The sequence below is a fragment of the uncultured Parvibaculum sp. genome (genome assembly GCF_963975745.1).
GTDB lineage: Bacteria > Pseudomonadota > Alphaproteobacteria > Parvibaculales > Parvibaculaceae > Parvibaculum.
Genome location: NZ_CAXBIB010000007.1, coordinates 125136 through 146228 on the forward strand (window position 1 = coordinate 125136; position 21093 = coordinate 146228).

A 21093-nucleotide genomic window follows, 5' to 3' on the forward strand; every position below is an offset into this window, starting at 1 on the left:
CGCGCATACTTGCCCGGCCCGTCCTGTCCCGTCATGTTGCGGGATACATTCAAGGAGGTGACTTATGCGTATGCGGTTTTTCATCGGCGGAGCGGGTCTTGCGCTCGCGGCCGCCCTTGCCGCCCTGCCCGTGCTGCCCGCCGGCGCCGAAGCGATCGCGCTGCCGGACGATCCGGCGGCCAAGGGCCTTGCCATTGCCGAGGAAAGCGACCGGCGCAACAGCGGCTTCGGCGACACCCGCGCCTCGATGCGCATGATCCTCGAAAACGCCTATGGCGAAACCAGCGTGCGCGAGCTGCGCTCGATGACGCTGGAAGAACCCAACCCGGGCGAAGGCGACTGGACGCTCAATGTCTTCGACAAGCCGCGCGACGTCGAGGGCACGGCGCTCCTGACCCATGCGCGCATTCTCGACCCGGACGATCAGTGGATGTATCTGCCGGCGGTCAAGCGCGTGAAGCGGATCTCGTCGGTCAACAAGTCGGGCCCCTTCATGGGCAGCGAATTCGCCTTCGAGGATTTCTCCTCCACCGAAGTCGGCAAGTACGACTACAAATGGCTGCGCGACGAGGCCTGCCCCGAGCCGGTGGCCGACCGCGTCTGCCATGTGACCGAACGCTATCCGCTCTACGAGCATTCGGGCTATACGCGCCAGATCGTATGGACCGACACGACCGACTACCAGCCGCGCAAGGTCGATTATTACGACCGCAAGGACGAGTTGCTGAAAACCCTGACGCTCAACGACTACCGTCTCTATGACGACCGTTTCTGGCGTGCGCACGATCTCTACATGCAGAACCTCGTGACCGGAAAATCGACACGCCTGACATGGGACAGCTACAATTTCGGGAACGGACTGAGCCGCAACGACTTCAACACCAATGCGCTTCAACGCGCCCGCTGATGCGTTTGCGGCATCGAGATGGTTGGCACGACCTCAAAAATCGTCATGGCCCGCTTTATGCGGGCCATCCACGTCCTTGCGGCACGGAACAGAAGAAAAGAAGGACGTGGATGACCCGCCACCTTGATTACAAAGGAGGGCCGGGTCATGACGGTTAAATTTGGATTCTGAATCGGACACCGCTGGGGAACATGCGATGAGAACGACAAGGACCATGGCCGGCGCCGCGCTTGCGGCGCTGGCCCTGACGGGCGCCGCCGCGGCCAGCGAGTTCCGGGTGCGCGGCTATGTGGAGCCCGAGCTGCAGGCCTTTGCCGAAAGCGGCAGCCAGGCCGAGCAGCGGCGCTGGAACGCCTCGGTGGCGGCCGAGGTGTCGTTCGAAAGCTTCTGGGACAATTCCAACCAGTGGGTCGTCGTCAAACCCTTCGCGCGCTGGGACCTGCGCGACGGCAACCGCAGCCATGCCGACCTGCGCGAGGCCAAATATGCCCGCGCCATCGACAACTGGGAATTCCGCATCGGCATCGACAAGGTTTTCTGGGGCGTGACCGAGGCCGTGCATCTGGTCGATATCGTCAACCAGACCGATCTGGTCGAAAGCATCGACGGCGAGGAAAAGCTCGGCCAGCCCATGGTCATGGTCTCGACGGTGCAGGATTTCGGCACCTTCACCGGCTATCTGCTGCCGTTTTTCCGTGAGCGGACCTTTCCGAGCCGTTCGGGCCGCCCCGCCTTCGACCTGACGGTGGACGAGACCCAGACGCAATATGAAAGCGGTGCCAAGCAGAACCATCTCGACTTCGCGCTGCGCTATGCCAATGCCTTCGACATCTGGGATGTCGGCCTGACCTATTTCCAGGGCACCAACCGCGCGCCCCTGCTGACGCCGGGGCTCGATGCGGGCGGCAATCTGGTGCTGATCCCCTATTATGCGCAGGCCAGGCGCGCCGGCACCGACATCCAGGCGACATCGGGCGCCTGGCTCTACAAGTTCGAGGGCTTCTGGCAGGAACAGCTCGGCGAGCAGCATCTGCAGGCGACCGGCGGCATCGAATACAGTTTCTACGGCATTTTCGACACGCCCTCCGATATCGGTCTGGTGGCCGAATATGTCTGGGACGATCGCGGCGCCAATCTGCAGAACCCGTTCGCCAACGACGCCTTCCTGGCGCTGCGCTGGACGCCCAACGACGCGGCCTCGACCGCGGTGCTGGCCGGCGTGACGGCCGATCTCGACACGCAGGCGCTCGGCTTCTCCTTCGAGGCCGAACGCCGCTTCGGCGCCGATTTCTTCGTGTCGCTGGAGGGCCGTTTCTTCGCCAATGTACCGCGCGCCGATCCGCTCTATTCGGTCAGCGACGACAGCTTCCTGCAATTGCGCATCGCGCGCTATTTCTGAGCCGCATCAGCCCGTCGCATCGAGCACGCGGCGGATCCTGGCCGCCAGATCCCGGCGTCGATAGGGCTTGCTGAGCAGGTCTACACCCGGATCGAGCCGGCCGTGATGGACGATCGCGTTTTCGGTGTAGCCCGAGGTGAAGAGCACCTTGAGACCGGGACAGAGCCTGCGCGCCGCCTCGGCAAGCTGCGGTCCGTTGAGGCCGCCCGGCATCACGACATCGGTGAAGAGCAGGTCGAATCGCTTGTCGTCCTGCAGCAAGGCCAGCGCCTCGACGCCGTTGCGCACCTCGACGACCCGGTAGCCGATTTCCGCGAGTTGTCCCGCCGCATAGGCCCGCACCGGATCGTCGTCCTCGACCAGCAGGATGCGCTCGTCGCCGCGCGGCACACCAGCATCGGCCGCCACATCCGGCGCCGTCAACGGCTCGGCCGCGCCGCCGGCACGCGGCAGGAAGATCCGGACCGTGGTGCCCTCACCCGGTTCGGAATAGATCTTCACCAGTCCGCCCGACTGCTTGACGAAGCCATAGACCATGCTGAGGCCGAGACCGCTTCCCTTGCCCGCTTCCTTGGTGGTGAAGAAGGGATCGAACACCCGGTCGCGTATCTCGCGCGTCATGCCGATGCCGGTATCCGACACCGAGACCTGCACATAATCGCCCGGCACCAGTTCGTCAGGTCCCGACATGCCATCGTGATCGACAACGGCATTGGCAATCTCGATCGTCAGCTTGCCGCCGCCCGGCATGGCGTCGCGCGCATTGATGCAGAGATTGAACATGGCATTCTCGAACTGGCCGGGATCGACCTCGGCCGGCCAGAGGCCGTCATCGATGACGAACTCGATCTCGACGTCCTCGCCCAGTACCCGCGGCAGCATGTCCTGCAGATCGGCCATCAACTGGTGGAGGTCGACATGCCGCGGATCGAGCGGTTGCCGGCGCGCGAAAGCCAGAAGGCGGTCGGTCAGTTCGGCACCGCGCTCGGCGGCATGGCGCGTCGTCTCGACGAATTTGCGCAGATCGCTGTCGGGTGGCAGACGCGCATCGAGTATCTCGGCATTGCCGAGAATGACCGTCAGGAGATTGTTGAAGTCATGCGCGACGCCGCCGGTGAGCTGGCCGACCGCCTCGAGGCGCTGCGACTGGTTGAGCTTTTCCTGCAGACGATGTCTTTCGGTGACGTCCTGGAAATAGAAGGCGAGTCCTTCAGGCGAGGGATAGGCATTGACCAGCAGCCACAGACCGAGCGGTTCGTAGAAGGTCTCGGTCGACATCTTGACATTGTCGCGCACCGCCGTTTCGCACAGCGTACGGATCACGCGGCCGGCGGGCGCCGGAAACTCCTCCCAGATATTCCTGCCGATCAGGTCTTCGGCGCGGCGCCCCAGCACGCGCTCGGCCTCCTTGTTGAAATAGGTGAAGCGCCAGTCGCGGTCGAGCATGAAGAAGGCATCGGAGATGCTCTCCAGCGTCGAGGACAGCCGCGCCGCAAGCGCCTCAAGTTCCTTCTCGGTGCGGTAGCGGTCGTCGATGTCGATGGCCGAGCCGAACCATTTGACGACCCGGCCCTCCGAATCGCGGACCGGCACGGCACTGACCAGATGCCAGCGATAGACGCCGTCATGCCGGCGCAGCCGGAACTCGGTCAGATAGTTGCCGCCGGAGGCCAGCGCCGCGCGCCATTTGTCGAGCATCGGCGCCCGGTCCTTGCGCAGAATCGCGCGCGACCAGAGCGTGTTGATGTCGCCGGCGCGTTCGGTGCCGGTATAGGCGAGAAAGCTCTTGCTGACGAAGTCGGCGCGGCCGCCGGGATCGGCCGTCCAGACGATCAGCGGCATCGCATCGGCGAGCTGGCGGAACTGCGACTCGCTGGCGCGCAGCGAGCGTTCGATCCGCTTGCGCTCGGAAATGTCCTGCACCGCACCGCCGATCCGCTCGATCTGCCCGTTGGCGTCATGGACCGGCCGTCCGGCGACGCGCAGGTCGAAGACGATGCCGCGCCGCGTCGAGAAATCGATTTCGATGTCGAAGGGAATGCCTTCCGCGATGCAGGACTCGAGCGATCGCCGCAAGCGCCGGCCGGCCTCGGGCGAACAGCGCTCGACCGCGCTGTCCAGCGTCAATCTGGTATCGGGTGCGATTTCGAGCAGGTGTGCCAGATCGTCGGACCAGGAAATCCGGCCGCTGGCCGGATCGAGCTGCCAGCCGCCGAAGCGCGCCACCTCGCCGCCCAAGCGCAGCAGTGCCTCGCTGTTGCGGCGCGCCTGTTCGGCTTCGCGCCGTACCGCGTCGTAGCGAAAGGCGACGGCGCCGGCGAGACCGACCAGAAGGAAGGAGAAAACGACAATGGCCTGGGCGCGCATCAGGGCGTCGTCGCTGGCCGCCTCGTAGGCCCCGAGCCGGCGTTCCTCGATCGCGACCATGTCGCGCACCAGATCGCGAACGGTGCTCTGGGCGCGGATGCCCTCACCGGCACGGACAAAGGCCTCGGCGGCCTCCGCGCCGCGCGCGCGGCGCGTTTCGATCAGTGTCCGGATCAGCGCGAAACGGCCATCGACCAGGGCCGCGAGCTCATCGAGCCGCATGAGCTGCGCTTCGTTCCCGGCCAGCACTGCACGCAGGGCGGCAAGGATTTCGGCCTCGCTCTGCTCGGCCACACTGACCGGCGCGAGATAGGCGGGATCGCCCGACAGCGCATAGCCCCGCGCCGCGATTTCGGCATCGACCGTCGTCAGCAGCGCCCGGCTGAGCAATTGCAGCGTTTCATGGCTTTGCGCGACGCGGGCATCGGCAAGGTTCAACTGCTGCACCGCGCGCCATGAGACCGCACCGAGCAGGATCAGGCAGGAAAGAAATGCGACAATCGCAACCGGCAGCGTGGACGAGCGCAGCCGGAACCAGGACCGCCGCACACGGCTCTCGCCCTGGTTTTCGGGCATCTCTGGCGAGCGAGCCGCGTCGTCCGGCTGCATGAACCTCCGTCATTGCTGCCCCGGCCGGAGACACGACCGGATCACGCTTGGGTACCCCGCTACAGATTCGACGCGTTTGACCGGATCGTCAACCGAATTGGCCCGGCGCCGCGACCGGCCCGTAACATTCGATGAGACAGGGAAGCCGCCGCGCTCAGAAACGGCCACTGATCCTCATATAGAAGTCGCGATCCTCGCGCTGCCGCATCACGCCGGCCGGAATGTCGATTTCCTCGCGCAGACGGTAGCGCGCCTCCATCGACCATTCCGGCGTGAAGCGCCACTGGTAACGGATCTCCGACAGGGCGTCGTTGCCGCGGAAATCGCCCGAGATCAGCCAGCCGGCCTCGGTGCGCGCATGGACGAGGCCGAGATTGTGGCCGGGCGCGATGTCGTAGAGGCTGAGCGCGGCCTGCCAGGCCAGCCCGCCGGCATCGCCCGCATTGCCCGATCCGGTGACGGTGGCGCGCGGCGTGTTGGGCGCGTAACCGATCTCGAAGCCGGGCACCAGCCGCAAGCCCGCCTCGGTGAGACGCCAGCTGGCGGCCATGCGGCCGACCAGCGTGATGTAGTCCTCGCGGCGCGAAAACGCGGTGCCGTCCGAGGCCAGCGCGGCCGGCATCCAGGTGACGCCGATCATGCGCTGCGTGACCGGCCCGAGCGCCTCGCTGGCTTCAAGCCCGGCAAACACCGTGACGCGGCTGGCATCGTCGGAAAATTCGAGCGGCGCGCGCACCGCCGAGCCCGGCCCCTTGCGGTGATTGTGTTCGAGCACCAGATGGGCGCGCCAGGCCGGTTGCAGCTGGTGGCGGTAATGCAGCCCGTCGGTCCAGGTGATGTCGATATTGGGGCTGTCATTGCGGTCGAGCCCCTTGGAGGCGACGCCCTGAAGCGCGAACCGGGTCTGGAAGCGGCCGAGCCGCAGCGACCAGGGCTGCGCCGCATCGGCATAGTCGAGATAGACTTCGTCGAGCGTGCTCTCGCCCAGTTCCATGCCGGTCGAGGTCGAGGCATAGCCATGCAGCTGAAAACCGTGCCCGGTCTGGTGCTGGCCGTAGCGGCCGGCAAAGCGCGCGCGGAAATGCAGATACTCGCCGAGATCGCGCTCGGCGGCCAGACGCAGGCGCCCGCGCAGCGCATGGCTGTCGCTCTCCATGCCGTTGCGGTCGGTGCGTTCGCTATCGTAATAGCCGGCGCGGATATCGCCGCTGAAGTGCCAGCCCGTCTCTTCGGCCTGCGCCGCCGGCACCGCCAGTGCGGCCGCGAGCGAAACGACGGCCAGAAGGGCCGGCCGATAACGGCCGGGCTTTGGCAAAATCCTTTCGCGCGACATTCCGGTCATCCGCTTTCCGATCCCGGCCGCAGGCTCAGGGCGCCGGCGCGCCGCCGATCCGCCGCAGCATTTCCCATACCGGCACCGCCGCGGCGCCGCCGACAAGCCCGCTGACATAGGACGGGATGTCGGCATTGAACAGCCAGTTCCACAACAGGCCGGCAAGGATGCTGGCCAGCAGCATCGCGCCAAGCGTGATCAGCCATTTGGTCCACAGTGCCATGATATCCTCCCCGGATTGTCCGGCGCCGCCAGTATGGCCCAGCAGCGCCCATAGACAAAGGACCGGATGGCGACCGATTGCCGCCCCGGACGGGCCGGCTTTCGGTATAGACTGATCATCGACGACAATCGTGAAGGAGACAGGATGTTCGGCGCGCAAATCCGGCTGTTCCGGCTGGCGGGATTCGATGTGAAGCTCGATGTGAGCTGGATCTTCATCGCCCTGCTGATTTCCTGGACGCTGTCGACCGGCTATTTCCCGCAATTCTATCCCGGCCTCGACAGCGCGACCTACTGGTCGATGGGGATTGTCGGCGCGCTGGGGCTCTTCCTCTCGATCATCCTGCACGAGCTGTCGCATTCGGTGGTGGCACGGCGCTACGACATTCCGATCTCGGGCATCACGCTCTTCATCTTCGGCGGCGTCGCCCAGATGGAGAAGGAGCCGCCGACGCCGCGCGCCGAATTGATGATGGCGATTGCCGGACCGATCGCCAGTCTTGTCCTGTCGGCCATCTTCTATCTGACCGGCGCGGCGGTGCTGGCCGCCGGTCTGCCCGAAACCGTTTCGGGCGTGGCGCGCTATCTGGCGCTGATCAACCTGATCCTGGCCGTCTTCAACATGGTGCCGGCCTTTCCGCTCGATGGCGGGCGCGTCTACCGCGCCTGGCTCTGGGGCCGTTCGGGCGACATCGACGCGGCGACGAAGCACGCCTCCCATGTCGGCCAGGCCTTCGGACTGGCGCTGATCGCGCTCGGCGTGATGAGCCTGCTCTCGGGCAATCTCGTCGCCGGCATCTGGTGGGGCCTGATCGGGCTCTTTCTCAACACCGCCTCGCGCGCCTCCTATACGCAACTGCAGACGCATCAATTGCTGAAGGCCGAACCGGTCGCGCATTTCATGACGCCGGACCCGCTGACCGTGCCGGCCGGCATCACGCTGCGGCGCCTGGTCGACGAACATGTCTACGGTTCCTTCCACGAGACCTTTCCGGTGATGGAAGGCGGGCGCCCGGTCGGCGTGATCAGCGTCGCCGATCTGCGCGACATCGACCGCGCCAACTGGGACCGGATCGAAGTGCGCGAGGTGATGCATCCGCTTTCGCCGGCGACCGCCATCGAGGCGCATGAAAGCGGCGAGGCCGCGCTGAAGGCGATGCGCCAGGGCGGCAGCGGGCGGCTGATCGTCGTCAGCGGCGGCCGGCTGGTCGGCATCGTCGCGCTGCGCGACATCATGCGGCTGATGCGGCTGAAGGAAGAGCTCGGCCCCCGCACTGGCGGCGCCGCCACCAAGCGCCTATAAAGGCGTCATTCGAACCATGGAGACCGGCCTTGGGCAGCAGCGAGATCTTCCACGCGACCTTCGACGAACATCTGAAGGTGGCGCATGAGACGGCCAAGAAGCTCGAACATGATTTCGCCAGCCTGGCCGCGGCCTGCGCCGAAGCGGTGTCGGGCGGCGGCAAGCTGATCCTGTTCGGCAATGGCGGCAGCGCCGCCGACGCGCAGCACATCGCCGCCGAACTCTCGGTGCGCTTCGTCAAGGACCGTCCGGCGATCGCCGCGCTGGCGCTGACCACCGACACCTCGGTGCTGACGGCGGCCGCCAACGACATGGGCTACGACCATGTCTTCGAACGGCAGGTCGAGGCGCTGGGACGGCGCGGCGATCTCGCCATCGGCATCTCGACCTCGGGCCGGAGCCCCAATGTCGTGCTGGCGCTGGCCGCCGCGCGCCGCCAGGGCCTGGTCACCGCGGCGCTGACCGGCGCCGAACCCAATGCGATGAAGGATCTGGCCGACCATCTGATCTGCGTGCCCTCGACGACGACGGCGCGCATCCAGGAAATGCATATCGTGATCGGGCACATGCTCTGCGCCGGCATCGAGAGCTATCTCGGCTACGCCTGAGCAACGGCGCCGCGCGGCAGGCCCCGCGCTCAGGCCTCGGCCCCCGTCAGCATCAGGGCGAAGGCCGGCAGGAACAGCGCCGCGTTGTAGGCCGCATGCATCGCGACCGGCGCATAGAGCGAACCGGTCCAGCGCGCCGCGCAGGCGAGAACCACGCCGACCAGAAACAGCAATCCGAACACCGTCCAGGCGCCGATCCCGCTCAGCACGAACAGATGTCCGTGGATCGACGAAAAATAGGCGCTCGACACCGTGGCGGCGGCAACGAAGGAAAACCGCCGCGCCAGCACCGGCATCACGATGCCGCGGAAATAGAGCTCCTCGACAACCGGCGCGACCAGGACGGCGAGCAGGCCCAGCACGATCATGCCGGCCAGGCTGCCGGGCAGCGCAAAGGCCTCTGCCGCCTCGATTTCCGCCAAGGCTTCCGCCGGCAGGCGCTGCATCGCATATGCAACCAGATAGGCCAGCGCGACGCCGGCAAGCGCCGCCAGGATGACGACGTAGCCCTTGAAGGCCCGGAAATGCACCTGCCGCAGCGTATGGCCGCGCAGGGCCAGCAGCAGCGCCAGCAGACCGGCCAGCAGCATGTAGACCAGGATGCCGGCCGCATTCTGGATCACCGGATCGGCGGCGAGCCGCTCGACAAACGCGGCCGTATCGCCCGGCAGCGCGATACCGGCCCGGCGCAACGCCAGCATCGCGCCGGCGATCAGCACGATCAGCAGCGCAAACGACAGGACCGGCACCAGAACGATGTCCCACCAGCGATGCGGCGGCCGCGCGGGCATGCCGCCCTCGGCCGCATCACCCGGCTGTGCCGCCGTGGCGTGCACGGCGCGGGGGCCCCAGACCGCCACCCTCTCAGCGCTCCATGCGGGCAAGCGTGCCGGTGGTGCTGAAGCCGGGCACGATGTCGACGATCTCGACACGGCCGCCATGGGACTGGACGAAGGCGGCGCCGACAATGTCGGCGGCCTTGTAGTCGCCGCCCTTGACGAGAAGATCCGGTTTCAGCGCCTCGATCAGCGCTTCGGGCGTGTCCTCCGCAAAGATCGTCACCAGATCGACCGTGCCGAGCGCGGCCAGCACCGTGGCCCGGGCAATGTCGGGCTGGACCGGCCGCGTCTCGCCCTTGAGGCGGCGCACCGAGGCATCGCTGTTGAGGCCGACGATCAGCCGGTCGCAGAGCGAACGCGCCCGCGCCAGCAGCGTCACATGGCCCGGATGCAGCAGATCGAAACAGCCATTGGTGAAGCCGACGCTGAGGCCGCGCGCGCGCCAGCCCGCGGCGATTTCGGCGGCGCGTTCGCGGCCGGCAAGCTTGGCCTCGATCGCCGACAATGCGCGCTCGCGCAAGGCGGCGGCCAGTTCGTCGCGATGGACGACGGCGGTACCGACCTTGCCGACGACGATGCCGGCGGCCGAATTGGCCAGCCGCGCCGCATCGGCCAGCGCCGCGCCGCGCCCCAGCGCACAGGCAAGTGCCGCAACCACGGTGTCGCCGGCGCCCGAGACGTCGAAGACCTCGCGCGCTTCCGCCTTGAGGTGATGCACCTCGGCCGGCGTGACCACGCTCATCCCGTCCTGCGAGCGCGTGACCAGCATGGCGCCGATGTCATGTGCGGCCAGCAACCCGCGCGCCGCTTCGACGATATCGGCATCGCCGGCCACCGGCCTGCCGGTCGCCTCGGCCAGTTCCTTGCGATTGGGCGTGACGACTGCAGCGCCGGCATAGCGCGCATAGTCGCGCCCCTTGGGATCGACCACGACCGGAATGCCGGAAGCCCGCGCCGCCGCGATCGCCGCCGCCGCGACGGCCGGCGTCAGCACGCCCTTGCCATAGTCGGACAGCACCAGCACCTGGCAACCTTCGAGCGCGGCCGCGAGCGCGGCGACCAGCGCCGCGCCTTGCGCCGTGTCGAGCGCGGCGGTGGTTTCGCGATCGGCACGCAGGACCTGCTGGCCCATGGCGACGAAGCGCGTCTTGACGGTGGTGACGCGGCCGGCAATGGCGCTGAGCCGGGCATCGATGCCGGGATGCGCCGCGAAGGCGCGGACAAGCGCCGCCCCCGCCTCGTCATCGCCGATGACCGAGAGAAACACCACATCGGCGCCCAGCGCGGCCAGATTGCGCGCCACATTGCCCGCCCCGCCCGGCATCGCGCTTTCGCTCTCGACGCCCAGAACCGGGATCGGCGCCTCGGGCGAAATGCGCTCGACCCGGCCATAGACGAAGCGGTCGAGCATGGCATCGCCCAGCACCAGCGCCCGCACGCCGGCAAGCTCTGCGACAAGCGATTGAATATCGGGGCTTTTTTCGGTCATAAGGCGGTCTCTGGCGATGCTGCGGACGCTATCATGGCGAAGCGGCGCTCAAGATAGCGTAAAAACGGCTGAATTGTTCGGCTCCCATCGAGGCGGTCTGATGCGCACCAAGGACGATATCTGGCTTTCGACCGACACCCCGCCGCGCCGCGACGGCCAGCCGGGCCTGTTCCTCGACCGCGACGGGGTCCTGGTGCGCGAGGTCAACTATCTGAAAAACAAGGAAGATGTGGCGCTGGAGCCGGGCGCGGCAACGCTGATCCGCTGGGCCGCGCGGCGCGGTTTCGGCCTTGCCGCCGTCACCAACCAGTCGGGCATCGCCCGGGGCCGGATCAGCTGGGCCGAATTCGAGGCGGTCGAGGCCGAGATCGCCCGCCTGCTCGAGGCCGAGGGCGCCGCGCTCGACCTGGTGATCGCCTGCCCCTTCCATCCCGATTTCACGCCCGGCTACGGCCCCGCCCATGAGCATTGGCGCAAGCCCGGCCCCGGCCTGATCGAGGAAGCGGCGCGGCGGATCGGGCTCGACCGGGCCGAAAGCTGGCTGGTCGGCGACAAGGCCAGCGACATCGAGGCGGCAAGGCGCGCCGGACTGAAAGGCGCCGTGCATGTGCTGACCGGCTATGGCCGCGCCGAACGCGAGGCCGCGCTGGCGCTGGCGGCGCCGGATTTCGCCGTCGCGGCGGCCGACGATCTCGACGCGGCACGCGAGATCTTCGAGGAAGTCTTCGCCACAGCCGCGCCACCGGCGGCAGCGGAGGACCGATGATGTTGGTCCTGGGACAGGGCGATCTCGAAGTGCGGCTGGCGCCGGCAAGCGGCGGCTGCATTGCACGCTTCACCGCCGCCCATCGCGGCGGCGTTCAGCAGATGCTGCGCCCGCTGCCGCCCAGCATCGCCGCACCCGGACCGCTCGACATGGCCTGCTATCCGCTGGTGCCGTTCTCGGGCCGCATCACCGAAGGCCGCTTCTGCTTTGCCGGCCGCGCCGTGCAATTGCCGCCCGACGAAATCTGCGCGCCGCACGCCATTCACGGCCGCGGCTGGCAATCGGCATGGGAGATCGTCGAGGCAGGCGCCGCCGACGCCCGTCTGCGCTTTCGCCATGACGGCGACGACAGGCGCTGGACCTGGCCCTGGAGCTTCGAGGCCGAACAGCGCTTCGCGCTGGACGAGACGGGCCTTGCGGTGACGATGCGGCTGACCAATCGCGCGCGCGAAGCGATGCCGGCAGGCCTCGGCCTCCATCCCTTTTTCGAAGGCCGCGCGACGGCACGTCTGACCGCCCATCTGCCGCAGGTCTGGGAAAGCGATGCGCGAGGCATTCCGACCGGGATGGCGCCGGCACCGGCGCAATGGTCTTTCGACCAGTCCCGCGCGATGAGGAATGTCGAGGTCGATCACTGCTTTTCAGGCAGCGACGGACACTTGCAGGTCGCCTGGGACGACCGGCCGCTGGCGCTGCGCATCGAGGCGACCGGCGCCCCGCATGCCATTGTCTATGCGCCGCCGGGCGAGGATTTCTTCTGCGCCGAGCCGGTCAGCCATGTGCCGGACGCGGTCAACCGGCCCGAACCGGAAAGCGTCACCGGCCTCGTCGCGCTGGCGCCGGGCGAAACGATGGAACTGGTGTGCCGCTTCAGGGTCGCGCCGCGCTGAGCTCAGCCCCAGGGTCCGCGCCGGCCGCCACGGCCGTCGAAGACGCGCGGTGCCGGCTTGTGGAAGAGCGGCACGTCGCGATGCTTGAAGAAGGGGATCAGCAATCCGCCGGCGACGAAACCGCCGACATGCGCCCAGAAGGCAACGCCCGCCTCTTCGACATGGCTCCCCAGCCCGCTCAGCACCTGAATGACGAACCAGAGCCCGAGCACGATCAGCGCCGGCACATAGAAGGTACGCAGCAGGATCAGCGGGAACGGAATGAAAAGCACCCGCACCCGGGCGCGCGGATAGAGCAGCAGATAGGCGCCAAGCACCCCGGAAATCGCGCCGCTGGCGCCGACCAGCGGAATGGTCGAGCCGGGAACGAGAAACGCATGCGTCAGCGCCGCCGCCACGCCGCAGACCAGATAGAAGACGATGAAGCGCACCCGCCCCATCGCCAGTTCGACATTGTCGCCGAATATCCACAGATAGAGCATGTTGCCGGCAAGATGCGCGAGACCGCCATGCATGAACATCGAGCTGACGATCGTGCCCCAGGCGGGCAACGGCGCATCCACCATCGAGACCGAGCCGAACAGCACGCCGGGGATCAGGCCGAACTGGTAGACCGCAAGCTCGCCGGCATCCGGCGGCAGCGACAACTGCCAGAAAAAGACCGCAACGCAGGCCGCGATCAGCGCCCAGGTGACAATGGGCGTGCCGGGTTCGGGATTGTCGTCGGAAACGGGAAACATGCGGACTGTCCGGCTGGTGAGCGATACGCGAACACGAGCCTACAGGGTTTCGCGGCCTCGCCTAGCGGACATGCGGCGCGCGGATCGAGAATTCGGCCGTCTCGGCGGTCGCAAGATCCTGCTTCTGCCGTTCCGAACCTTCACGCAACGAACGCGCCGCCGCGATCGCATCCTCGTCCGACACCTGCTTGAAGAAAGTATAGGAAAGCGTGATGGTGCGGATGCCCCTGGCGTCGACATCCTCGAGCATCTCGGGATCGACGAAGAAGACGATCGGCATCTCGGCGCTTTCGCCCGGCGCCAGCTTCTGTTCGACGAAGCAGAAGCATTCGGTCTTGTTGAAATAGTAGCCGGCCGATTCGGGCGTCACGTTGAAGGTGGCGCGCCCGACCAGCGTCTCGTCGCTGGTATTGGTGGCGTGGTAATAAACGGTGGTGGGCAACCCGACCCGGGTCTGCACCTCGCGCTGGGCGGGGCGGAAATCCCATTTCAGTCCGGGCGAGATATTGGCGTCGAAGCGCACGGTGACCGGCGGTCCGGCCTCGTTGAGATCGGCGCGAAGCGGCCGGTTGACGCTGACGGTGCCGCCATAGCCGGTCGCGGCACAGAACATTTCGTAAAGCGTCGGCGAATAGACGACCGCCGTCGTCATGACGGCAAGAATGGCACCGGAAAGCGCCAGCGACGAAATTTTGGAGCCGGGAAGCCTCATAGGAAGACACCCTAGTTCCGGCCCGGCCAGGGGGCAAGAAGATCAGCCCCTGCCTCCTGCGCGGCAGATGGCCGCGCCGGGAGTCGACCTGCGCGCTGAGCATGGTAACAATGGGCCGGAACCGGCCGCAAGAGCCGGTCGCAGGGCGTGCGTAACGGATGGGGGGAGCGGTGTCGGGAATTCGTATTGCGTTGGGATTGGGGACCGGGGCACTGGCCCTGTCGCTGGCGGCCGGAGCGCTCGCCGAAGACCAGCCGCCGGTGCTCGACGAACTGGTCGTCACCACCACGGGATTCGGAACTCCCCGGGCAAGCCATATCGGCAACATCTCGCGCATTTCAGGCGACGAGGCCGAGTTCATCCTGCCGGTCCAGCCGGCCGAGGCGCTGAACCGCCTGCCCGGCCTCGCTATCCAGCAGGGAAGCGGCGCCGAACATCTGACCGCCATCCGCTCGCCCGTGCTGACCGCCGGCGCCGGCGCCGGTTCCTTCCTTTACCTGGAGGATGGTGTGCCGATGCGCGCCGCGGGGTTTGCCAATGTCAATGCGCTGATGGAGGCAATGGACGAGGTCTCGGGCGGCATCGAAGTGGTGCGCGGACCGGGCAGCGCCCGCTACGGCTCCAACGCCGAACACGGCCTGATCAACTTCCTGAGCCGCCCGCCTGCGCCGGACGCCGACGCGGAACTGACGGCCTGGGGCGGGCCCTATGGCCGCTGGAAGACAATCGGTACCGCCAGCCGGACCCTGCGCGGCGAGGACCTGACGACGCACGGCTTCCGCGCCAGTTTCTCGGCCTATAATGACGACGGCTTCCGCGCCAATTCCGGCCTCGACCAGCAGAAGGCCCGCCTACGCTACGATTTCGCAACGCCCGACACGCGCGCCGTGGCGACACTGACCGCCGTCAATACCAATCAGGAAACAGCGGGCTTTGTCAGCGGCCCGAAAGCCTACAAGGACCCCGCGCTCTACCGGACCAACCCCAATCCGGAAGCCTATCGCGATGCGTGGGCGGTGCGCGCGGCGCTGCGCCTCGAACACGACATTTCCGAGGGCCGCATGCTCGTCCTGACGCCCTATGCGCGCAAGAACGAGATGGATTTCCTGATGCACTTCCTGCCGGGACAGCCGATCGAGAAGAACGAGCATTGGTCGGCCGGCCTGCTGTCGAGCTATGTCGCCGATCTCGATGGCGGCCATCGCGTGATCCTGGGCTTCGACAGCGAGTATACCGACGGCAGCCTGAACGAAACGCAGGACAATCCGACGGCCGGATTTCCGCCCAACCAGTCGCCGCAGGGGCTTCATTACGACTATACGGTGAAGGCGCTGGTGCTGGCGCCCTATCTTCACAGCGAATGGAAACTGTCGCCGGCGACTTTGCTGACGGCAGGGCTGCGCCTCGAATATACGCGCTACGACTATACCAACTACGCGCCGGTCGGCGTTTTCGGGCGCTATCTCCGCATTCCGAGCCGCGTCGACGAATTCACCGACCTGACACCCAAACTCGGCCTGCTGCACAAGTTCAATGACAGTCTCGCCGGCTATGTGAATCTCGCCCGCGGCACACGGGCACCGCAGACGACGGATCTCTATCGCCTGCAGCGGCTGCAGCTACCCGGCGCGGCAAAGTCGGAAGAGCTCGACAGTATCGAAGTCGGTGCGCGAGGCAGCTGGGCGGGCATCGCATACGAAACCAACCTCTTCTACATGAAGAAGCGGAACTATTATTTCCGCGATGCGGCAGGCTTCAACGTTTCCGACGGCAAGACCAATCATGCCGGCATCGAGGTTGAGCTTTCAGCGCCGCTCGGCGCCGGCTTCGACATCGCCGCGGCCGGCACCTGGGCCCGTCACACCTATGCCTTCGACAGCGTCACACCCACCGAAACCATTCGCGACGGTGACGATGTCGACACCGCGCCCCGCACCTTCGGCAATGTCCGGCTCGGCTACAATTTTCTCGCTGGCGCAGCCCGCGCCGAGCTCGAATGGGTCCATATGGGCGCCTACTGGATGAATGCCGGAAACACCGTCAAATATGACGGCCACGATCTCTTCAACCTGCGCATGGACTACGCGGCGACCGAGAATGTGACCCTGTTCGGCAAGCTGACCAATATCCTCGACCGCCGCTACGCCGACCGCGCCGACTACAGTGAATTCGGCGCCGGCACCGAACGCTACTTCCCCGGCGAGGACCGCGCACTGGTCCTCGGCGCATCCCTGCGTTTCTGACGCCGCCGGCTGCGAGATGAGACGCGACCGCACGCGCCTCATGGACTAGTCTGGACATCCATGCAGACCGGATTTTCAGACCTCTGGCCGATTCTCCTGGCCGTCATCCAGTTCGGCGGCGCCATCGGCGCCGCGATCCACGCCATGCTCAACAAAAGCGACGAGCGCGCGGCCGCCGGCTGGGTCGGCTTCATCGTGCTGGTGCCTTTCGTCGGCTGGATCGTCTATCTGCTTTTCGGCATCAACCGGATACAGCGCCGTGCGCGCGAACTGCGCGGCCAGAAGAACGAGACGCTGCTGCTCTCGCCCTTGCCCCCGAGCCACGGCGGCACGTCGCTGGTCGAACAGACAAACGACGATCCGAAGCTGAAGGAGATGGAGAGCTTTGCGCGTTTCGGCCAGAAGGTTCTGGCCGAAGGTTTCGAGCCCGGCAATGCGATCAGCGTCCTGGAGAATGGCGACGAGGCCTATCCGGCGATGATTGCCGCCATCGACGGGGCCGACCGTTCGATCGCGCTGTCGACCTACATCTTCAACAACGATCCTGCCGGCCGCCGCTTTGTCGATGCGCTGGCTGACGCATGCAAGCGCGGCGTGCGCGTGCGCGTGCTGATCGACGGCGTCGGTTCCTGGTATTCGCGCCCGTCGCTGATCCCGCTGCTCGAGGAACGCGGGATCGACTACGCACGGTTTCTGCACTCGTTCATGCCCTGGCAGATGCCCTATCTCAACATGCGCAACCATCAGAAGATCATGGTGGTGGATGGCCGTCATGGCTTTACGGGCGGCATGAACATCGCCGAAGGCAACATCGTCGCGAAGGAACCGGCAAAGCCGATCCTCGACTACCACTTTCGCGTCGAAGGCCCCGTTGTCGCGCATTTGATGCATACCTTTGCCTATGAATGGAACTTCACGACCGGCGAACTTCTCGACGGCGCCGACTGGTTTCCCGATATTGCCGAAGCCGGCGAACTGATCGCCCGGGGCCTGCCGGCGGGCCCCGACATGGGTCTCAATCCGATCCGCTGGACGCTGCTGGGCGCCCTTGCCGAAGCCCGCCGGAACATCCGCATCGTCACGCCCTATTTCCTGCCTGACGCGACCCTGCGCACGGCCATCTCGGTTGCCGCCATGCGCGGCGTCATTGTCGACATCGTACTGCCGCGCACGAGCAACCTGCCCTTTGTCGACTGGGCAGCGACGCCGCAACTGGAATGGCTGGCCCGCGCCGGCTGCCGCATCTGGAAATCGGCAGGCCCCTTCGACCACACCAAGATCATGACGGTCGACGGCATGTGGGCGATGATCGGCTCGGCCAACTGGGACGACCGCAGCCTTCGCCTCAATTTCGAATTCAATCTCGAATGCTATGGCGCAAGTTTCGCCCGCACGCTGGATGCCAGCGTTGAACGCAAGATTGCGACCTCTCACCCTGTCGCGCTGCAGGATCTGGTCACCCGTCCGCTTCCATCGCGCATCCGCGACGCCTTTTTCCGCCTCGCCTCGCCCTACCTCTGAACGACCGGGCACACCCCCGACTGCCTTGTAAGTGCCGATGAGAGGATTATGCTGGCCAGGCAACGTGAAATGCGGACGGGAACCGGAAGGCACTGCCGATGAGCGACAAGAAGCAGGAAGAAAAACCGACCATCGATGCCCTGCAGGCCGAAATCGAGGCGCTGAGAAAGGCGCTGGAGGAAGCGCGCGGCGACGAAGCGTCCTTCGGCATGGAGAGTGCCGAGGCGGTCGGCGAGCGCCTGCAGGAAGGTCTCGACGATATCCAGAAGCAGATCGATGCGCACCCCGTGCCGAGTGCCCTGCTGGCCTTCGGTCTTGGCTTTCTCATCGGCCGCCTGCTGGCGCGATAGGAGACGGCGATGATCGATCCGACCCCGCAGATCCGCAAACTCGCCGAAGCTGAACTCTTTCGCGCCGAGCTTGAAGCGCGCCGGCTTGCCCGCAAGCTCTCGCTGGTTGGCATCGCGGCCTTCATCGCGCTTTTCGCGCTGACCATGCTGGTGATCGCCGGCTTTCTTGCACTCTCCGAAATCTACGGCTATCCGCTGGGTGCACTGATCACGGGCGGTGTCCTGGCGGCCCTGGCGTTCGTTGCGCTGGTGCTGGCGGCCAAGGCGCCCGGCCGTGCCGACCGGCTGGAAATGGAACTGGCCAACAGCGCCATTCTTCAGGCACGCAGCGAAGTGAAGCGCGACTTCGACACGATCGAGCGGACGCTCAACGAGCTGAGCCTCGGCTTGCTCGGCATCGTCAAGGGTTCGACCGGCAGCTTGCCCTTGATAACCATCATTGTCGGTGCGCTCGCCGCGATGAGCCCGGCGCTGCGGCGCTTCCTGATGCCATTCTTGCGCAGAGAGTGACCATGGTGGCGGCCGGCACAATACGACGGATCATTCAGGCCGCAATGGCGGCACTCCTGGTCGCGGCCTGTGCGCAGGAGCGATTGCCGCAGCCGGACGTAACGATGAAAAAACCCGAACCGCTTGTCGGCGGCGTGCCCGTCGATGATCGCAGCACGGGTCTGATCGGTCCGGCGGGCGGTGCGCTGCTCGGCATGGCGATCGGCGCCGGCAGCGGAACCGAGATTGCGGTTGCCGCCGGAGTCGCGGTCGGTTATGCGGTCGGCGGTTCGCAGGGCCCGTCGCTGACCGGCCTACCCGCCCAGGCGCAGCGCGAGGCACTGGCGAAGATGATGACGGTACCGCTGCGCGAGCCAGTGCGATGGTTCACCGCCTCCGAGCGCGCCAGCGGCAAGATTACGCCGATCCGCGAATTCACCGACGAGCGTGGCCGCCGCTGCCGCGATTTCGTCGAATGGCGCACCGTTCGCGCGATGAACGGCCACACCAGCGGCACGGCCTGTCTCTGACAACCGGCTCCATCGAGGATTGTCCGTGAAGCTCTACCATTCCCCGACCTCGCCTTTCGCACGCAAGGTGCGCGTCCTGATCCGTGAAAAGGACGCGCTGGCGAAAGTGACCGAAGAACTCGCCGCCGCCATGAGCGATCCGCCGTCACTCATCGATGCCAATCCGCTCGGCAAGGTGCCGGCGCTGGCGCTGAAGGATGGCACGTCCTTTTTCGACAGCCCGGTGATCTGCGAATATCTCGATGCGGTGCTCGGCGGACCGGCGTTCTTTCCGGTGGCGGGGCCGCAGCGCTGGCAGGCCTTGCGCTTCCAGGCGCTGGCCGATGGCATCATGGACGCGGCAGTGTCGCTGGTTTTCGAGAACAACCGTCCGGAGAGCGAACGTTCGGCCATGTGGATGGGCCGCTGGCGCCGCGCCGTCGAGCGCGGCCTCGATCTGCCGAACAGGAAGTCAGCCTGCTCGACGGACCGCTCGACATCGGCGGCATCGCCATGGGTGCCGCCCTCGGTTACCTCGACTTTCGCCATGCCGCGATGAACTGGCCGGCGCGTGCGCCGCAACTGGCCGGCTGGTGGCGCGATCTCGCCAAACGTCCTTCCTTCGCCGAAACAGCGCCGCCGGCCTGACGCCTATCGCCAGGGCTCGACCAGGATCTTGGCGTGCTTCTCGGGATTGCCGAGTTCGCTGAAGGCCTCCTTGACGCCGTCGACACCGACCTTGGCCGTCACCAGCGGCGCGCCGTCGATCTGGCCTTCGGCGAGATGATGCAGCGTCAGCGCGAATTCTTCCGGCGTGTAGCCGAGCACGAACTGGACATTGAGTTCCTTGTTGATGCCGAAGAACGGCTCGAAGCGGTCCTGCTCCATGCAGACGCCGACCACAACGACGCGCGCGAAGCGCGGCGCGCCTTCAAAAATCTGCTGGATGATGCCCGGCACACCGACGCATTCGAAAATGACGCCCGGCCGGAGCTTCGGGCCCAGCCCAAGCAACGTCATGATGTTCTCGGGATCGTAGCCTTCCGGCGTCGCTTCCCGGGTCCAGCGCGCATAAGGCGACTCGGCCTTCGGGTCGAGCACGATGTCGGCGCCCATCTTCTCGGCGAGCTTGCGCCGCGCCGGGCTGAAATCGGCTGCGATGATCGGATGCACGCCCTTGATCTTGAGTCCGGCGATCACTGCCAGGCCGACTGGCCCGCAACCGACGACCAGCGGAACATCGTCATTCGTCAGATTGGCCTTCTCGACCGCGTGCCAGCCGACCGCCATCGGCTCGGTCAGCGCCGCCTGCTCGGTCGGCAGCCCGTTCGGCACTTCGAGCAGCATCAGTTCGTTGAGCACCATCTGCTCGGCAAAGCCGCCCGGCTTGTTGTTCGAATAGCCCACCGGATCGATCTTGGCCTTGTCGCCGTTCATCGTGATCGCGATCGGCATCGAGCAGACGCGCGTGCCGGCTTTCAGCTTCTTCTCGGTTCCCGGTCCGTGATCGAGAATCTCGGCGCAGAATTCATGTCCGAACACGATGTCGCGCTTGAGATCCATGGTGAAGCTCGAGCCCGAGCGCTGCGCGGCCTCGACCATCTTGTCGGCATGGTGAAAGGCATGCAGGTCCGAGCCGCAAATGCCGCAGGCCAGCGTCTTGACCAGCACCTGGCCTGCCTCGGGTTCCGGTTCGGGAATCGTGTCGGCGACGAGATCGCCATTGCGGAAAACGGCCGCGCGCATGGGTGTGCCTCCGGGCGAGAGTTTCTGTTGGCGACATGCAAGCAGGCGGCA

Annotated in this window: 20 protein-coding genes; 12 read left to right on the plus strand and 8 right to left on the minus strand. The window is 66.2% G+C overall.

Annotated features, from left to right (window positions below):
• The first annotated feature begins 64 nt into the window (after positions 1-64).
• Positions 65-907: an outer membrane lipoprotein-sorting protein gene (locus AAC071_RS07670; protein WP_339831408.1), complete on the plus strand. Its 843-nt coding sequence runs from the start codon at positions 65-67 to the stop codon at positions 905-907.
• A gap of 196 nt (positions 908-1103) precedes the next feature.
• Positions 1104-2306: a hypothetical protein gene (locus AAC071_RS07675; protein WP_339831409.1), complete on the plus strand. Its 1203-nt coding sequence runs from the start codon at positions 1104-1106 to the stop codon at positions 2304-2306.
• 6 nt (positions 2307-2312) lie between these two features.
• Here AAC071_RS07675 and AAC071_RS07680 read toward each other — a convergent pair whose 3' ends face one another.
• From AAC071_RS07680 to AAC071_RS07690, 3 genes are all read right to left on the minus strand, one after another.
• A complete protein-coding gene (locus tag AAC071_RS07680; RefSeq protein WP_339831411.1) occupies positions 2313-5282 on the minus strand; it encodes a PAS domain S-box protein in 2970 nt (989 codons plus the stop codon).
• A gap of 154 nt (positions 5283-5436) precedes the next feature.
• Positions 5437-6624: a hypothetical protein gene (locus AAC071_RS07685; RefSeq protein WP_339831412.1), complete on the minus strand. Its 1188-nt coding sequence runs from the start codon at positions 6622-6624 to the stop codon at positions 5437-5439.
• Positions 6625-6649: 25 nt separating this feature from the next.
• The gene (locus tag AAC071_RS07690) at positions 6650-6838 is read right to left on the minus strand and encodes a hypothetical protein (RefSeq protein ID WP_339831414.1); all 189 of its coding nucleotides are present in this window, start codon (positions 6836-6838) and stop codon (positions 6650-6652) included.
• 144 nt (positions 6839-6982) lie between these two features.
• Between AAC071_RS07690 and AAC071_RS07695 the strand changes: the two genes are divergently transcribed.
• Together AAC071_RS07695 and AAC071_RS07700 are read left to right on the plus strand one after the other, a co-directional pair.
• Positions 6983-8140, plus strand: a complete 1158-nt coding sequence (locus AAC071_RS07695) for a site-2 protease family protein (protein ID WP_339831416.1) — start codon at positions 6983-6985, stop codon at positions 8138-8140.
• Positions 8141-8169: 29 nt separating this feature from the next.
• Positions 8170-8748 carry a D-sedoheptulose 7-phosphate isomerase gene (locus AAC071_RS07700; protein ID WP_339831417.1) on the plus strand — a complete coding sequence of 193 codons (579 nt, stop codon included), beginning with the start codon at positions 8170-8172 and terminating at the stop codon, positions 8746-8748.
• 29 nt (positions 8749-8777) lie between these two features.
• Here the strand turns inward: AAC071_RS07700 and AAC071_RS07705 are convergent, their stop codons facing one another.
• A complete protein-coding gene (locus AAC071_RS07705) occupies positions 8778-9608 on the minus strand; it encodes a CPBP family intramembrane glutamic endopeptidase (protein ID WP_339831419.1) in 831 nt (276 codons plus the stop codon).
• Between the two features lie 4 nt (positions 9609-9612).
• A complete protein-coding gene (gene rfaE1 / locus AAC071_RS07710) occupies positions 9613-11076 on the minus strand; it encodes a D-glycero-beta-D-manno-heptose-7-phosphate kinase (protein WP_339831422.1) in 1464 nt (487 codons plus the stop codon).
• A 100-nt stretch (positions 11077-11176) separates the two neighbouring features.
• Here rfaE1 and AAC071_RS07715 point away from each other — a divergent pair, with 100 nt between their 5' ends.
• Positions 11177-11842: an HAD-IIIA family hydrolase gene (locus AAC071_RS07715; protein WP_339831424.1), complete on the plus strand. Its 666-nt coding sequence runs from the start codon at positions 11177-11179 to the stop codon at positions 11840-11842.
• The gene (locus tag AAC071_RS07720; protein WP_339831426.1) at positions 11839-12732 is read left to right on the plus strand and encodes an aldose 1-epimerase; all 894 of its coding nucleotides are present in this window, start codon (positions 11839-11841) and stop codon (positions 12730-12732) included. Before AAC071_RS07715 ends, AAC071_RS07720 begins: the two co-directional genes overlap by 4 nt.
• Positions 12733-12734: 2 nt before the next feature.
• Here the strand turns inward: AAC071_RS07720 and AAC071_RS07725 are convergent, their stop codons facing one another.
• Positions 12735-13472, minus strand: coding sequence for a rhomboid family intramembrane serine protease (locus tag AAC071_RS07725; RefSeq protein WP_339831427.1), 738 nt, complete (start codon positions 13470-13472; stop codon positions 12735-12737).
• A gap of 61 nt (positions 13473-13533) precedes the next feature.
• A complete protein-coding gene (locus AAC071_RS07730) occupies positions 13534-14184 on the minus strand; it encodes a cytochrome c oxidase assembly protein (protein WP_339831428.1) in 651 nt (216 codons plus the stop codon).
• A gap of 191 nt (positions 14185-14375) precedes the next feature.
• On the opposite strand from AAC071_RS07730, the gene AAC071_RS07735 reads away from it, so the two are divergent.
• The 6 genes from AAC071_RS07735 to AAC071_RS07760 all read left to right on the plus strand — a co-directional run bounded on the left by AAC071_RS07735 (position 14376) and on the right by AAC071_RS07760 (position 19855).
• Positions 14376-16427: a TonB-dependent receptor gene (locus AAC071_RS07735; RefSeq protein WP_339831430.1), complete on the plus strand. Its 2052-nt coding sequence runs from the start codon at positions 14376-14378 to the stop codon at positions 16425-16427.
• Positions 16428-16487: 60 nt separating this feature from the next.
• Positions 16488-17948 (plus strand): phospholipase D-like domain-containing protein, encoded by a 1461-nt coding sequence (locus AAC071_RS07740; RefSeq protein WP_339831431.1) that lies wholly within the window; start codon positions 16488-16490, stop codon positions 17946-17948.
• Positions 17949-18046: 98 nt separating this feature from the next.
• On the plus strand, positions 18047-18298 hold the full coding sequence (locus AAC071_RS07745) for a hypothetical protein (protein WP_339831432.1): 252 nt from the start codon (positions 18047-18049) through the stop codon (positions 18296-18298).
• A gap of 9 nt (positions 18299-18307) precedes the next feature.
• Entirely contained in the window at positions 18308-18808 is a 501-nt protein-coding gene (locus AAC071_RS07750; RefSeq protein ID WP_339831434.1) for a phage holin family protein, read from the plus strand.
• 2 nt (positions 18809-18810) lie between these two features.
• On the plus strand, positions 18811-19317 hold the full coding sequence (locus tag AAC071_RS07755) for a hypothetical protein (RefSeq protein ID WP_339831436.1): 507 nt from the start codon (positions 18811-18813) through the stop codon (positions 19315-19317).
• 25 nt (positions 19318-19342) lie between these two features.
• Positions 19343-19855: a glutathione S-transferase N-terminal domain-containing protein gene (locus AAC071_RS07760; RefSeq protein WP_339831438.1), complete on the plus strand. Its 513-nt coding sequence runs from the start codon at positions 19343-19345 to the stop codon at positions 19853-19855.
• Positions 19856-19947: 92 nt separating this feature from the next.
• On the opposite strand, the gene AAC071_RS07765 is transcribed toward AAC071_RS07760, so the two are convergent.
• Positions 19948-21042 carry a zinc-binding dehydrogenase gene (locus AAC071_RS07765; RefSeq protein WP_339831440.1) on the minus strand — a complete coding sequence of 365 codons (1095 nt, stop codon included), beginning with the start codon at positions 21040-21042 and terminating at the stop codon, positions 19948-19950.
• Between the last annotated feature and the right edge of the window lie 51 nt (positions 21043-21093).